At 38.1% G+C, this 17,610-nt stretch carries 4 protein-coding genes and 1 pseudogene; 3 read left to right on the forward strand and 2 right to left on the reverse strand.

Annotated elements, in window-relative coordinates:
• Positions 1–72 precede the first annotated feature (72 nt).
• On the reverse strand, positions 73–13,956 hold the full coding sequence (locus QMQ21_RS01415; protein ID WP_261813780.1) for a mucin-binding protein: 13,884 nt from the start codon (positions 13,954–13,956) through the stop codon (positions 73–75).
• Between the two features lie 230 nt (positions 13,957–14,186).
• Here QMQ21_RS01415 and QMQ21_RS01420 point away from each other — a divergent pair, with 230 nt between their 5' ends.
• The 3 genes and pseudogenes from QMQ21_RS01420 to QMQ21_RS01425 all read left to right on the forward strand — a co-directional run bounded on the left by QMQ21_RS01420 (position 14,187) and on the right by QMQ21_RS01425 (position 17,407).
• Positions 14,187–16,469 carry a Xaa-Pro dipeptidyl-peptidase gene (locus tag QMQ21_RS01420; protein WP_261813781.1) on the forward strand — a complete coding sequence of 761 codons (2,283 nt, stop codon included), beginning with the start codon at positions 14,187–14,189 and terminating at the stop codon, positions 16,467–16,469.
• Between the two features lie 169 nt (positions 16,470–16,638).
• Positions 16,639–16,940: pseudogene (locus tag QMQ21_RS19400) on the forward strand (Xaa-Pro dipeptidyl-peptidase); the annotation flags it as partial.
• Positions 16,937–17,407, forward strand: coding sequence for an arginine repressor (locus QMQ21_RS01425; protein WP_049550725.1), 471 nt, complete (start codon positions 16,937–16,939; stop codon positions 17,405–17,407). The pseudogene QMQ21_RS19400 and the gene QMQ21_RS01425, both read left to right, overlap by 4 nt.
• Positions 17,408–17,450: 43 nt before the next feature.
• On the opposite strand, the gene QMQ21_RS01430 is transcribed toward QMQ21_RS01425, so the two are convergent.
• Positions 17,451–17,609, reverse strand: coding sequence for a hypothetical protein (locus tag QMQ21_RS01430; RefSeq protein WP_007284777.1), 159 nt, complete (start codon positions 17,607–17,609; stop codon positions 17,451–17,453).
• Position 17,610 lies beyond the last annotated feature (1 nt).

Raw genomic sequence — 17,610 nt, forward strand, 5'->3', positions numbered from 1 at the left:
AACCTGAGATAGTAAATCTCAAGTTCTTTCTGTATTTGATTGCAAGTCAGCATTTAATATGGAGCAAAATGATTATTCTTCATCTTCTCTTTTCTTACGAGCAATCAATCCAAATCCACTTAGGGCTCCTAGAAGTCCAAGTGCTGCAAGGCTAGCGTGATCTTCTGTACCTGTATTTGGAAGTTCACGTTGACCATCCATATATTGAGGTGTAGAAGGAGCTGCTGGTTGAGCTGGAGTTGCTGGAGTACCATTATTATTTCCGTTGTTATCTCCATTATCTGCAGGTGTTACAGGTTGTGGAGTTTCTGGTTCTGGTTTTGGCTCAGGTTTTGGTTCCGGCTTAGGCTCTGGTTTAGGAGTCGGAGCTGGAGTTGGACCTGGGTATGGAGTTGGATTTGGTGTAGGATCCTTAGGAATGTAGTTGATTGGTGTATCTTGCGTTGGATCACCAGGTACCTCTGGTACTTCGTATCCTTTCGTTGGATCATTTGGATCAACTGGTTTCAATGGATTTCCATTTGGATCTACTGGAATGAATCCTGGTACATAAGGTACTTTAGGTTTATCAGTTCCTGGTTTAGTTGGATCTTTCGGATCATTTGGATATGTGATTGGATTTGTTGGTGTTCCTGGAATATTTGGAATCCATGAACCTAACTTATCGTAAATCACTGTTTCATTGATATCCTTGATTGTATCAGGAGTTACTTTTACATCTTTAGTTGATGATTCTAGATCACCAGCTTTAGCGATGTATCCTTTCACAACTGGTACTTGGTAACCGTTGAAGATATCATCGTTACGATCTGTTGTCCATTCACCATAAGTGATCTCACCAGTTACCAAGTTCACTTTCGCTTCACGAGTAAACTTGATAGTTTCTGTACGAGTTTCAGAAACTTCTTTTCCGTTGCGATCTACATACTTGATCGTACGTGTAGCTGATTTCTCAGTTACAAGATCTTTCACAGTATTTGGCCATACTGGACTATTTGGGTCTCCAGGGAATACTGGTTTACCTGGTTCTGGTGTTGATGGTGTTACAGGTTTCAGTGGGTTATTTGGACCTACTGGTTTAGTTGGATCTGTTGGCACCATTGGTTTATCAGGATTATTTGGATTTGTTGGCACGATAAGTGGAGTAACTACCACGTTAAATTCTTGATCTTTATCTTTGTCTTTATCGAATACTCTATCATTATCTGCAGAAGGGTAATCATTGCTTTCTACAATGTAACCTTTCTTAACAAGTTCTTTAATCTTGCTTTCTACTTCACCAGACTTAGTGAATTTTGATCCTGAATCACCTTCATCTACTACTGAGTCAGATACTTTATTACCATCTTTATCTTTAAAGTTAGTGATAGCTTTTTGCTTATCAGCTTCGTAAATGATTTCAATATTTTTACCTGGATCTGTTGGTACTGGTGGTACTTCATATCCTTTAGATGGATCATTTGGATCTACTGGTGTTAATGGAACTAATGGGTTAGTGTTTGGATCAAAAGGCTTAGTTGGGTCTTTTGGTACTTTTGGCTCAGTTCCTGGGAAATGAGGAACGATTGGTTTATCAGTTCCAGGTTTAGTTGGATCTTTTGGATCATTTGGATATGGAAGCGGGTCAATTGGTGTTTCACCTTCTGGTACTTTTGGTACCCATGAACCAAGTTTAGTGTAGACAACTTCGATGTTTTCATCTTTAGAGTCTGCAGTTAATCCTGTTGTAGCTGCTACTTCTTTTTGTTTCGCATCTTTCAGAATGTATCCTTTAACTACTGGTGATTCTACTTTATCGAATGTTGTATCTCCACCTTTAGCTGTCCAATCACCGTAAGTGATTACACCTGTTACAGCGTTGATCTTAGCTTCACGAGTGAATGTAACTTTATCTGTTACTTTCTCAGCTACTTCCTTACCTTTTTCGTTAACATACTTGATTGTACGGTTAACGTGACGAGTTGTATCGATTTGTTTAATTAGATCTTCTGTCCATTTTGGTCCATCAGGGTTCTTAGGATCGATTGGATCACCTGGTTTTGGTTTATTAGGATCATTTGGATTAGTTGGATCTACTGGTTTGATTGGCTCAACGTGTGGTGTAACTGTAACTACGAAGCTTTGATCTACTTTCGTATCTTTATCGTAGTTCTTATCTGTAGCAGTTGTGAATCCGTCAGTTACTAGGTCATATCCTAGAGCTTTCAATTCAGCAAGTTTAGCTACTGTAGAGTACTCGATTGGTTCTCCAGATTTACCTTCTAGGTTATCTGTGTGAAGTACTGTTCCTGTTCCTTCTACCACATAAGTTACTTTCGCTTTTTGAGTATCTTTCTCATAAGTGATTTGCGTATCTTCTGTTGGGTTTTCAGGTGTTGGTGGAACATATCCTTTACTTGGATCATTTGGATCTACTGGTTTCAGTGGATTTCCATTTGGATCTTTTGGAGTTGTTCCTGGAACGTGAGGAATCACTGTTGTTGGTGTTCCTGGTTTAGTTGGATCTGTTGGATCGTTTGGATATTGAGGTTTCTCAACTTTTGGAACTTCGAATCCTTCTGGTACTTTTGGTACATATTTACCTAGCGGTGAGTAAACAACGTTTACTACAGAGTCAGCTGCATCGTGAGCAACGTTCTCTACTTTTTCAGCTGCTTTAATATCCGCAACATATCCTTCTATTACTGGAGATACTACTTCAGCTAATGTTTGTGGTTTTGTCCAATCAGAAGTATAAGTGATTTCACCTGTTACTTTGTTTAGATCCCCTTTACGAGAGTAACGAAGTTTTTGTTCTACAGTCGGACGAGCCTCTTGACCACGTTTATCAGCATCTACTTTTTCAGTATTCGCATATCTGTAGTTGATTGTACGATTAACTTCATCTAGTAATCCTAGTTGTTCGTAAGTACGTTGTTTTGGATCTCCAGGTACTTTATCTCCTGGTTTTGGAGTCACATTTGGATTATTTGGATCTAGCGGTTTATCTGGATCGATTGGTGTGATACCTTCTTTAACGATTACATAGTATACTTGGCTAATTCCACTATTACCTTTGTCATCCTTGTCATCAAATGTATGGTTTGCTTCAGCATAGAATGCTACACGTTCTGCAGTGTATGCTGCATCTGTTGGTGCAACAACTTCATAACCTTTAGCTTCTAACTCAGCTTTAACATTATCAACATTTGTTGTCTTGATTGCTTTACCTGTGTCTCCTGCTTCCGCAACTGATACGTGAACTGCAGTTCCATCCTCTTTAATGAAGTGAACTAACGCAACTTGAGAACCATCTTTCACATACGTAATTGTAGTGTTTTGAGTTGGATCTTCTGGTTGTTTTGGTACTTCATATCCTTTCGTTGGATCGTTAGGATCTTTCGGAGTTAATGGTTTACCATCTGGTCCTACTGGTGTTGTTCCAGGGATGTATGGTACTACTGGAGTTTCAGTAGGTGTTCCTGGTTTTGTAGGATCTTCGTTAGTTGGATTTTCATATGGTTTTGGATTTAGGTCAGCATCCGCTGGAGGTGTTACGCCTTCTGGGATTACCGGTACGTATGAACCAAGTTTACGGTAGATGATTGTTTCTTCACTATCTTTATCAGTAGCTTTAACCTCTGTACGCTCTGTAGATTTAGCCGCTGAAGCTACATATCCTGATTTGTTCGGTGTTGTTATAGCATCAATTGTTGTATCATCGTCTTTAGCTTTCCATTCTCCAAAGTTAGAGATTGCTCCTGTTACTGGATCTAAGTCAGCTGTACGAGTGAATGTTAATGTTTGTACATTGTCAGGGATACCTGCATCTGATCCGTCAGCTAGTTTGTAGTGAACTGTGTGTGTTACTTCTTCGATTAATCCTAATTCTTTGTAAGTACGTCCTTTTGGATCGTTTGGTACTTTATCATCAGGTTTAGGAGTAACATCTGGAGTATTTGGATCAACTGGTTTAGATGGATCTAATGGTACTGGTTTTGTAGTATAAACTACTGTTTCATTGATGTCTTCAGCAGTTGCTGTTACTTCAGATGCTGGTACAGTCGCTTTATTTGGAGTGTAGTTCTTAATTTCTGGTGAAGTTACTTCTCCAAATGTTTGGTTAGCTGGTGACCATTCTCCGAATGTAATCTTACCAGTTACTGGGTTAATTGTTGCTGAACGACTGAAGTTCTTAGTTTCTTCTACTGTATCAGCAGCTTTTGTTCCATCCACATAAACATACTTGATTGTACGTTTAACTTCTTCTTTACGTCCATCTTCTAACTCTTTGATTAACTCTGGAGTCCATTTTGGTCCTGTTGGATTATTTGGATCAATTGGTTGATTTTTAGTTGGAGTTGGATCGTTTGGATTTACAGTTACAGTTTTAACTGCTACAAGAACTTTATATTCTTGATTTGTTGTTGCATCTGCATCGAATGTACCATCTGTTGGATAGTTGTTTTCTACTACTGTATATCCTTTCGCTTTAAGAGCTTCGATTGTTGATGTTACTTCTGCACCTTTCGTGAAGGCTTTTCCTGTATCTCCAGTATCAACGATTGATTGAGCTACTCCACCTTTTTCAGTCTTATCCGTTGCACTGTTTACTTCAACGAAGTGAACTACTGCTACTTGAGAACCATCTTTCGTATAAACGATTGTAGTATCCTCAGTTGGATTTGTTGGTGTTGGTGGGTTATATCCTTGTTTTGGATCGTTAGGGTCTTTCGGAGTTAACGGTTTTCCATCTGGGCCTACTGGTGTTGTACCTGGTACATAAGGAATCGTTGTTGTTGGTGTTCCCGGTTTTGTAGGATCATCTGGATTATTTGGATATTGTGGGTTTTCAATTGTCGGAGGAGTGAATCCTTCTGGTACTTTTGGTACAAATTTACCTAAATCTTTGTAGATAACTTTTTCAACAATATCTTTATCCGTTGCGTTAACACCTGTTACGTCTTTCTTAGACGACTCAACATCTCCTGTTGCTACATATCCAGTTTTAACTGGTACTACAGCTTTACCTTCAAGAGTTGTATCGTTATCCTTAGGAATCCATTCACTATAAGTAATCTCTTTTGTTACAGCATTAACTATTGCCGTACGTGTGAAGCTTACAGTAGTTTCATGTTTAGGTTCTGCTTCAGTTCCACGTTTAGCAGTATCTGCTACATCGTCTGCATAAGTGTACGTAATTGTACGTTTTACTTCTTCAGCTAGTTTTAGATCTTTGTATTTTGGTCCATTAGGATTACTTGGATCTACTGGTTTTTCAGGATCGAAGTTTGGATCATTTGGATCAATTGTAATTTGTTTTGTTTTGTAAACAACTACTTCTTCGAAGTCCGCTGCATCAGCTGTTACTGTCTTAGCTGGAACATCACTTGTTGTTGGATTACTTACTAACGCAGAAGTATATCCATCAATTGTTGGTGTTGGCACTGATTCAAAATCAGCTGTTGTCTTAGGAGTCCAAGTTCCATATTCAACTTCTCCTGTCACAAGATTTACTTTAGCTGTTCTCGTGAATTCAAGAGTTTGAACTTTTTTACCAACTACATCTGTACCAAGTTTATTGTCTGGAACTGGAATTCCATCATCATAAATATACTTGATAGTACGTGTTACAGAGTCAGTAGTCTTCAAGTCTTTAACTGAATCAGGCCATTTTGGTCCGTCTGGTTTTGTTGGATCTACTGGTTGACCTGGTTCTGGTTTCACATAACCTGGAGTAGTTGGATCTGTTGGAATATCTTTAACAATCGGTTTGAATGTCACTGTATATTCTTGGTTTGTTGATGCATCAGCATCAAATACTTTTTCAGCATCTGTTGATGGATAATCTTTTTCACCAGCATTTACATTTGCCACTTTTTCATATCCACGAGCTAAAATTTTGTTGATTGCTGCAGTTACATCCGCATCTTTCGTAAATGGTTTACCTGTATCACCTGTATCGACTACCGAAGGTTCCAATCCTTTACCAGTTGTATCTACGAATTTCGTTACCGCTACTTGAGAACCATCTTTCGTATAAACGATTGTTGTATCTCCTGTTGGTGTTGTTGGAGCTGGTGGTTCATATCCTTGTTTTGGATCTCCAGGTACTTTTGGTTTTAACGGTTGTCCATCTGGTCCTACTGGTGTAGTTCCTGGTACGTATGGAATTGTCGTTGTTGGTGTTCCTGGTTTTGTAGGATCATCTGGATTATTTGGATATTGTGGATCTTGAATTGTTGGAGGAGTGAATCCTTCTGGTACAACTGGTACATATTTACCTAGTGCTTTGTACACTACTTTTTCCGTAATATCTTTATCTTCTGCTTTTACATTTTCTACAGATTTAGTTGATGTCTCTACATCTCCCGTTGCCACATATCCTGCTACTTTCGGAAGCTCTGCTTTTCCTTCTAGTGTAGTATCGTTATCCTTCGCTTCCCATTCTCCATAAGTGATTTCACCTGTTACTGGGTTCACTTTAGCTACACGAGTGTAATTAACTTTTGTAGTAAATGGATCAGCTACATTAGTTCCAGCTTTATTTGCATCTTTTTCAGCTTGGTTTAGTTCACTTGCTTCTGTTGAGTAAGTGTACGAAATTGTACGTGTCACTTCTTCAGTATTCTTCAATTTCGCAAGTAGTTCATCAGTCCATTTTGGTCCATTTGGATCATTTGGATTGATTGGCTCATCTTTCTTAGGTTCTTTATAGCCTGGAGCTTTTGGATCGACTGTAATTAGTTTCGTTTTATAAACTACTACTTCTTCGAAGTCTTTATCTGTAGCCGCTACAGTTTTCGCTGGTACATCTGCAACTGTTGGTGTTACACCTGCAACTGCCGCAGTGTATTTCTCAAGTGTTGGAGAAGTTACTGCTTCGAATGTTTGATCAGCTGACCAATCTCCGTATGTGATTTCTCCTGTCGCTACATTAATCTTACCAGAACGAGTGAATTTAAGTGTTTTAACTTTCTTATCAGCTACACTTGTTAAATCAGATTCTGCGACTGGAGTACCGTCTTCATATACATACTTAATAGTACGTGTTACTTCTTCTTGTACTTTTACAGCGTTGATTAATGCTTCAGTCCATTTTGGTCCGTCTGGATTATTTGGATCGATTGGTGTTACACCTGGAGTTGGTTTTGGATTGTCATCACTTGATGGTTTTGTTGGATCAAATAATGGAACATCTACTACTTTAGCTTTGAATTTCACAACATATTCTTGATCAACTGCAGCATCTTTATCGAATTTATCAGTTGGTTTGAATCCATTATCAATAAGTTCGTAACCTTTCTTAACTAGCTCAGCAATTTTATCAGTTACTGACGTTGCTGTTGTAGCCGGATAAGCTGCTTCTGATTTACCAGTCACTGTGATTGGATCTGCAAGACCTGGAGTAATGACTTTATCTGTATTAGTAGGATCTACTTCTACAAATTTAACTACAGCTTTTTGGTCTACTGGAGAGTATTTAACAGTAACTAGCAGTTTATCTGGACTTGATTCTGGATCAATATCTGCTGTTGCTTCTACTAAGGCATTGTCAGGTAAATATCCTGGAACAGTAGGAGATGTTACATTATTAAATCTTCTATCACTATCTTCTTGAGATACTTCTGTTTCTGCTCCTGTTGTTGGAGAAATCTTCGATATTTTTCCTGCTGTAGCTTCCCATTTACCGTAACTAACCGCTGCTTTTGCTTCCGCTGTTGCGTTAGCTTCTTTCGCTTTATTTTCTACAAACTTAAATAATGTAGCTTTTGCATCTTCAGCTGCTTTAGAATTTTCTCCACTTGCTTTTACAACATCATTATATTTTTTATATTCTTCTGGATATAATTTTGATGTTGTTGCAAGATCAAGCTTACGAGTACGCGTAAATGTTAGAGTTTCTTTTACTCTATCCGCTTTGTCATTATCATTAACTTTTACAAACGCTTCTTTTCTATCAGCTGGAATTTCATCAGTTAGATTTTCGTTTGCTACATCTGCAACTGCTTTATCTGCATAAACATAGTCAATATAACGTGTTACTGTTCTCGTTTCGTTGTCTGAAGCTGAAAGTTCAGTTTTCTTATGACGTAGATATACGTTGAATGGTTGATCAACATCTTTATCATTATCAAATGTACGTCCATCTGCGATAGCTTTACCTTGAGCATCGTTTGTATAGTCATCTGTTACTAATTCATAACCAAGATCTTCATATTTCTTAATAGTTTCTGCTGTTAAGTAAGGAATCTTCGTATGAGATTTACCTTGAAGTTTCTCAACATTATAAGTTGTTTTTGCATCTGCACCTGTTGCTGGAGCCGCATTTGCTGTTTGTATTTCAAGAATACGAGCATCACCTGTTGCATCTAAGTCTATGTATGTTACATTCGCTTTTTGTTTGTCAGCTTTGTAAACAACATACATATCGAAGTCATCTTTGTCGTCTGAACGAACTTCAGATACTAGCGGCTCATATACTCCAACATCTTTTGTATTATCTGCTACTGGAGTATATAATCCTACAGGTTGTTTACCATTGTGGATGTGTCCCATCTTACCAGTATCATCCGGGTTTGTGAAGTTAGCTGTCACTACTTCGGCTGTATACCCTTTAACTGTAGGTGAGATAATTTCTTTAAATTTAGAATTTTCATCACTTGAAGCTGTCCATTTACCGATAATAATTGATCCTTGGTTGAACTGTGTTCCTGCTGGGATAGTATCTCCAACTTTATAGACATGACCTGTTGCATCTGTAACTTGGTTCGCAGTTGTGATTGCCTTATCAGTAGTTCCTGCTTCAGAGAAGATCTTGTATTCACGAGTATAGTCAATCGTTTGTGTACGAGTAACTGGTGTGTTATCGATTGCTACGATTGGATCGTTGTCTTTATAAGAATCTTGACTTGCTGGATTATCATCAGCATTTTCGTATACATAGTGAATGGTACGTGTAATAGATGCTTTTGACTGTGGTTTAACAATTGGAATATATTTCGCTTTACCATAGTCAGTTCCATATTTACTTGTTACAGGGTCTCCTGCTACTTTGTCATTATAGTCGATATCAGGTTGTTGTTTTACTACACCTGTACCTGTATCTACAAACTTAGGATGTGGAGTGAATGTAATTTCACCTGTGTCTTGGTTTAATGTATATGTTCCTTCATTTTCGATTACAATTTCAGTATCTGTTACTTTAGTATAGCTACGAGGTACTGTTGTAACTTCTCCTGTTTCAGGATCAATATGAACTGCATCTGGAAGTTTAGATCCCATTAAGTTCTCATACGTTGTTACTTCACGAGATCCTTTTGGAACAGTATCATTATTTGCATTATAAGTTGTACCATTTAATGTGATAGACTCACCTTTTGGAACAAGTTGATCTGCTGGAGTCTCTTTCCCTAAAACAGAGAATTTATCAGCTGTTACTTTTGGAATAGTCTCACCTTTTTGATATGTTTTCTTCCATGTAGTTATCTGAGCTCCTCCAGCTATCTTAAGTGGAGTAACAAGTTCATCACCTTTTTGAACTTTATCTCCTACCGGAATAACAACATTTGCTCCATTTCTTAAAACTGTTGTCGGCTCTGTAACTGTAGGTCCTGCACCTTCTAAAATTGCTCCTGCAGGTACTGAACCAGTACTATAACGAACATTACTTACAAGTACATCTCCTGTCCCATTAACTGTCACAGCTTCAGTTTCAGCGATTCTTGTATTCGCTGGGATTTTATCAGCTGGTTTGAATGTTGCTTTTTTTCCATTAGGTAGTGTTACTTCTGTTTCTTTATCAACTTTTGTATCTTCAGTATATACTTTCCCAGGAATTTCTTTTTGTATAGCTAATGTTGGTTTTTTAGTTTTGTCTAATATTACAAAATTCGCAGTATACTTAGTATCTTCAATTTTATCATTTGTTACTGTTTCAACTGTTGCATAAGCTGGAATGGTTGGATTTGATGATTGTGGTTTTCCTTGTACATCTTCTGTTATTGTATCTTCACCTACTGGACGAACGTCAATAACAGTTGGAATATAGCTAGTATCCATAGATTTATAGCCATTATTTCCATTATTTGTATTTTCTAATACTTTATCTTTCTCTGCTAGTGTAGTAGATGTCTTAGAAGTTTCAATAGTATCATTTGTCGCTTCCCAACCAGTTGAACTATTGTTATCATCCCATGCACGAACTGCGATACCTTTAGCTGTACCTACATAAGCATCTACAGGTTTGAAAGTTAATGTAGTTTCGTATAAACCATTACCTATAGAAACATTCTTACCATTACTTGCTGGGTTTACTTTATAAGTACCTACTTCATTTCCTGCAGAATCATATTCAGTATATGTGTCAAGTAAGTACTCTGTTTTGTTATTCAATGGATTTGTAATTTTTAGACCTTTACCGAGAACTTTATTGTTCTTATCTTTAACGGTTACATACTCTCCAGTGAATACTGTTGCACCATTACGTTCAACGAAAACTTTACCATTATCACCTTTACGATAGTTTGATGGTAATTCGCTATCTGTTGGTGTGTACGCTTCTTCTGACGCCACTTGTTTATCTGTTAAAACAATTTTCGGTGGTAAGCTTTCATTTTCAATCTGAGCCCATTGTTTATATTTGGAATCTTTGTTTTTACCACTAGCTGTAAACATCGCATTTGTTGGTAACTTAACAGTTTGTTCACGACCTTGGAAGTCACTGGTTTCATGTTTAGTGCCGCGTGGCATGTGAATCACATGTGTTTCAAAGTCTTCTACTTCCCCTGATGATGCTACACCTGTTGGTTCTAGAATTTCATCTTTAGTTAACGAAATACGTAAACGCACACCTAAGCTATCTGCTGAAGTATCTAATAATTGAGGTGTATTTTTAAATTTAATATTGTAAGTTCCGTTTTTGTTAACTTCTACAATTTCTGAAGATTCATTAAGATCGAATTTACCATTATTATTAAAATCTACCCAACCACGAACATAGGCTTTGTCATTATTGACACCAAGATTAGCACGAACTCCTTCAAGAACATATTCATTTCCTTGTGCTTGGCGGAGTTTATACTCAGTTGCCACCGCTGGATCAAGTAATTGACTTTCTCCTTCATCGCCAAGAGTACCTTCACCTAAAGCACCAGTTGTATGGTTATAGACACCACGAATCGGAAGTTTAGATACTGGATTCTCCATTTCAATAACATCACCTTGATTTAAAAGTACACGTGTGTTATCAGCTTTTTCAATTACAGCATTCCCATTTGGTAATAATAAGTATTTACCTGTTACACCTTTATCTGTAGTTACAATTGTTTTTCCTGATTCTAATGGTGTCTCTTTATATTTCTCTGATGTAATTAAGTCATCAAGTACCCATCCGCCTGAAGGATCTGTTTTTGTTGAACGGAAGTCTGGATCTCCTTTAACATTACCTAAGTATGGTTGAGTAGCAGTAACTTGTGTTTTCACACCATCTTTAACAACTTCTTTGTTGAAATCTCCGATGATATGTTGAGCTGAACCATAAGATTGTGGTGCATCTCCACCATCATAAATCATGAAACCAATAGTTCCTGCTTGCGCACCTGAAGAGTTTAAGTACATTGATAATGTCTTAACGTTTTGAGAAAGCGCTATTGGTAATGAGTTTTTAGAACCCATAGCTGTGTAGTTAGCTCCGAATGTATTCGTTCCATATGCAGAAGGGTTTCCATTTTCATCTACGTTAACCCAATCTTTTGGATTATATCCTGCTTCTGCAAGACGTCCATCAGCATTAACATCACTTTGTCTACTTGGGTAAACTCCTTGAGCAGTTTTTTCATCAATATCTTTTTGAAGGTTTAACGCCATGAATTGTTCCCATTTCGTTCCATCTGTCTCGAATTGAACAATTTCTGTACGCCCAGCTTCTTCAGCATCTGCAGCAATTACGTTAACATCTACTATACGACCATTATAAGTTGCAGAAAGCGCAAATGTCACCCCTACATTCGCTTCATCACGAGATGATGTGAAAGCAGTAAGCATTTCACTTCCATCTGGATTTGTTGTTGGAAGACCTGCTTTTCTTAAGTATGACCATTGAGTATCCTGAGCTGTTATAAGTACATCAGCTTTTCTTTCGTTACCAATCTTTTTATATAATGCTGCTGATCCTTTTGGTACAGCCTTACCATTCACATTAACATAAGTGAACCCAGTTTCTGACAATTTCGTTGCAGATAATTTTTGAGTATCAATAGCTTTATTATAAGCTTGTACCGCTGTTTGGTAAGCTGCTACTTTTTCATAGTAGGCATCTGTATTGGCAAATGTTTCTGTTGGATATTCTGGTAGTGTTAATGCTACACCATTTACTGAAACTGTTGGATTATTAGCCAACGTTTTTTTGTTTTTCGTAGCATTTTCTTTGAATCTTTTATCCTCAGCTTGTGCTTTCGCTAATTGTTTATCAGAACCCCAATCACCATAATCACGAACCGCATTCACTGGTCCTGCTGGTGTTTTATTTGGGTCAGCCTCTACATTTTTCGAACCTAATTTTATAACTGTAGCTGTTAAAGTATAGCCTTCAACCTTTGTTTTAACATTGAACTTCATACCTTCTTGTAAAGCTTCGTAAAGTTCATGATCGTTTTGAGCTCCACCCGTGTAGTATAAATGTTCAACATATTTCGCAGTTCCTGAATTTAAGAATTTATCATCAGTTGTTAAACCTTTTGAACCATCAGCATAGGTAACATCACGAACCATTGTGATTTTACCTTCAACTCTATCACCATTTGGATATGTGATAGTTTTAGTAATTGGTTGCGCTAATTTTCTTGCAGGCCCTACTACAGTACCATTAGAGTATGTAATTGATGCTGCTGCAAAGTCGAACCAGTTAATGTTATTTTTAAGTTGCTCTAAGTTTTTTGTACCTGCAGTACCAACAACAGTGTTTCCAGAAGGAATCTTTGTTTTAACACCATTTACAGTAACAGTTGCTTCACCTGCAGTTGCGTTTCCTTTTTGTACTACTTCAATCATAGAAGGATCCGTAATGCTAGGGTTGGCATTCATAATCTCACGCTTAATCGCTGCAACTTCTTCATCCGTTAACTCATTAATATTTTTTACAGGAGTCTTAGTTGTTGGAGCTACGATTGCTGTATTAGTAGTAGTTCCATCCGCCAACACTGCTTCAACCTTACCTACATGTCCTGCACGCTTCATCTCAGCATAGACTGCTTCGATGGCAGATGAGATACGTTGGAGTTGGGCATCCAATTCTTGCTTAGTGATTTCTCCAGCAGCAAGAGCTTTCTTAGAAGCTTCGATTTGAATTTTAGCTGAAGCAACTGCAGTTGCGATTGCTTCTTTTCCAGCTTTATCTTCTGCCTTTTTATCCGCAAAATTTGAGGCAGTTGTGTTCAATACTTCTGCTTCAGATGTCAACTGTTCAAGGACAGTTTTAGTAGCATCAATTGGGTTTTCTGCTTTCTTTTCATCTTTCTTATCAGCTTTATCATCAACTGTTTTCTCAGCTTTTTTGTCTGTTGAAGGAGCAGTTAGTGTTGCTTTTTCTTTGTCAGCTGCTTCTGTTTTTTCAGTTGTAGCTGTTTCAGCTGCTTTATCATCTTTCTTAGATGCTTCAGCAGCTAATTTTGCAACTTCCTCATCACTCAAGGTTGGCTTTTCTACTACAGCCGCTTTTGTCGTAGCAGAAAGAGCTGGTGTCGTCACATTTGCGACATTCTCACCTGTCTTATCATCTTTTGGAGCAGATGCAACAGCTTCTGTTTTATTTTCAGTAGCTGTTTCTTCTGCCTTGGCAGTCGTTTGGGCAGCACCCAAAATCAAGGCTGTCCCCAACAGCACACTCGCAGCACCAAAATGATACTTACGAATAGAGAAACGTTGGCTCAAGCCATACCAATCAAAAGACTTATTTTTTTGTCTTTTTGATTTATACATAATGTTCACTTCCTTATTTTTTTATGTAACTTCGAATTACAATTACATAGTATATATTTTATCACAAAAACGCTATCAGTTCAAGAAAGAAATAATTATATATATATATATATATTAATCGTTTTTTAATATTATTTATATTTATATACTATTTTGTTTTTGACTTTATCTTGGTATTTTTTTTGCTTTTTTGATATAATAAATTGAAGTATAATTTTACTGGAGGTTTTATGCGTTTTAATCGATTTAGCTATTTAGCGCTACCTAGAGATACAATTATCTTTGAATTAAAAAAGTATGGATTTGATTTACCAGTCAACATCACAAATAAAAAAATGCTTGAAGCGTTTCTCATTCGTTTCTTTTTTAATTTTAAAGATAGCACCTATCCTCTATCCAGTTTAGCAGTTGATAAAGAAACTGACTTACTGACATTTTTTCAATCAGATAAAGAGTTGACTGCAGATATTTTCTATACTGTAGCCTTTCAACTTTTAGGTTTTTCTTATTTGGTTGACTTTGAAGACAGTGATGTTTTTCGTAAAGAGTCTGGATTTCCTATTGTATATGGTGACTTGATTGAAAATCTCTATCAGTTACTCAATACTCGCACCAAAAAGGGGAACACTCTTATCGACCAACTTGTCAGTGATGGTCTTATTCCTGAGGATAATGACTATCACTACTTTAACGGCAAGAGTTTGGCTACCTTTTCTAGCCATGATGCCATTCGCGAAGTCGTTTACGTTGAGTCTCGTATCGATACTGACCAAAAAGGTCTACCAGACCTAGTCAAGGTCAGCATTATTCGTCCTCGTTATGATGGGCAAATCCCTGCTATCATGACTGCCAGTCCCTACCATCAGGGAACAAATGATAAAGCAAGCGATAAGGCTCTCTACAAGATGGAGGGTGAGCTTGAGGTCAAACCTGCTCAGAAAATTCAGCTTAAAGAATCTCAACTCAATCTCGTCCAAGCCCAAGGTCAAGCTGAGCTTGTATCAGAAGCCGAGGAAAAGCTAACGCACATCAACGCTAGCTATACTCTCAACGACTACTTCCTTCCACGAGGCTTTGCTAATCTCTATGTCTCTGGTGTTGGTACCAAAGACTCCACAGGTTTCATGACTAATGGAGACTACCAGCAAATCGAGGCTTATAAAAATGTCATCGATTGGCTTAATGGTCGTTGCCGTGCCTTTACTGACCACACGCGCCAGCGTCAAGTCAAGGCTGACTGGTCAAACGGAAAAGTAGCCACAACTGGACTTTCTTATCTAGGTACCATGTCCAATGGTCTTTCGACTACAGGTGTAGATGGTTTAGAGGTTATCATTGCCGAGGCTGGTATTTCTTCGTGGTACAACTACTACCGTGAAAACGGTCTAGTAACTAGCCCAGGTGGTTATCCAGGTGAGGACTTTGACTCCCTTGCTGAACTAACCTACTCTCGTAATCTCTTGGCTGGTGACTATATCCGTGGTAATGAGGCTCACCAAGCTGACTTAGAAAAAGTAAAAGAGCAGTTAGATCGCAAATCTGGTGACTACAATCAATTTTGGCATGATCGCAATTATCTGCTCAATGCCCATAAGGTAAAGGCAGAGGTTGTCTTTACTCATGGTTCACAGGATTGGAATGTCAAACCACTTCATGTTTACCAGATGTTTCACGCCCTTCCTGCTCATATAAACAAGCATCTCTTTTTCCATAATGGCGCCCATGTGTACATGAACAACTGGCAGTCCATTGACTTCCGTGAGTCCATGAACGTCTTATTGACAAAGAAATTACTGGGACAAGATACAGATTTCCAACTTCCTACTGTCATTTGGCAGGACAATACAGCCCCTCAGACTTGGCTATCACTTGATACCTTCGGTGGGCAAGAAAACTTTGAAACCTTCTCACTTGGTCAAGAAGAGAAAGTCATTCAAAACCAGTACCCAGATAAGGATTTTGAGCGCTATGGTAAGACCTACCAGACCTTCAATACAGAACTCTATCAAGGGAAAACCAATCAGATTACTATTGACCTTCCTGTAACCAAAGATCTTCACTTGAACGGTCGTGCCCAACTCAATCTTCGTATCAAATCCAGTACAAATAAGGGGCTCTTATCTGCCCAACTACTGGAACATGGACAAAAGAAATACCTACAACCTTATCCAGCTGTTTTAAGTGCTAGAACCATTGACAACGGTCGCTATCACATGTTGGAAAATCTTAACGAATTGCCTTTTCGTGAAAATGCACAACGCGTCGTGACAAAAGGCTACCTCAATTTGCAAAATAGAAATGATTTACTGTTAGTAGAGGATATTACTGCAGATGAATGGATGGATATCCAATTTGAACTGCAACCAACTATTTACAAGTTAAAAGAAGGAGATACTCTTCGTTTAGTCCTCTATACTACTGACTTTGAAATCACCATCCGTGACAATACCGCTTACCACCTGACTGTCAATCTTGAACAGTCTAGTCTTATCCTACCTTGTCAAAAGGTATGATATCAGACTTTCAATATGGAAGATTTCCACTTGAACTGTTGAAACAAACATAAACTTGGTATCAAATTCACTCTCAAAGCAGGACTTATGATAAGCCTACACGGGAGCTTGGAAAAAAGATACTAAGACCTTAACCAACATGTGTACTCATTAATAATACTCGCTACCACACCACATGTTGGAAAATCTCTGTGAATTAACATTAATCGTAAATTCACAACAAGTCGTGACAAAAGGCTACCCAAATTGAATGATTTACTGTTAGTAGAGGACACCAATGTAGATAAACGGATAGATAGCCAATTCATCTCCACCCAACTAGTGACAAGTTAAAAGAGTGGGATTTTCTCCATTTAGTCCTATACTACTGACTTTGAAATCATCATACGTGACAATACCGCTTACCACCCGACTGACGATTTCGTTCAGTCCACGCTTTCTGTACCTAGTACAAGGAGTAACATTTTATGAATAAATCTGAACACCGACACCAACTTATACGCGCTCTTGTTGCAAAAAACAAGATTCATACACAGGCTGAGCTGCAAGCCCTTCTTGCTGATAACGACATTCAAGTTACCCAGGCAACTCTCTCACGCGACATCAAAAATATGAACCTGTCAAAAGTACGAGAAGAAGACAACTCTTACTACGTGCTCAATACAGGTTCTATCTCAAAATGGGAAAAACGTCTCGAAATTTACATGGAAGATGCTCTTGTCTTGATGCGTCCAGTTCAACACCAAGTTCTGCTAAAAACCCTTCCTGGACTTGCTCAATCCTTTGGTTCTATCATTGATGCATTGAGCTTCCCTGACGCTATCGCTACTCTCTGTGGCGATGATGTCTGTCTCGTCATCTGTGAAGATGCAGAAGCTGCCCAAAAGTGCTTTGAAGAACTGAAAAAATTCGCTCCACCATTTTTCTTTGAAGAATAAGAAAATTCCGTGTCCAATGTGGCACGGAATCTTTTTATCTATTTTACTGAGATGGATTGTCTTTTTTAGTTCGTGCTAATCTCAGGGCACGATTTGGATTGAGACGATTAAATAGTTCTTCCAATTTCTTTTCATTCCAAACATCTGCGGCGGAAACAAAATTGCCATCCGCATCTCGGAAAGATATCGGTTTATCTCCCATA

It is taken from the genome of Streptococcus bouchesdurhonensis, from assembly GCF_948472335.1.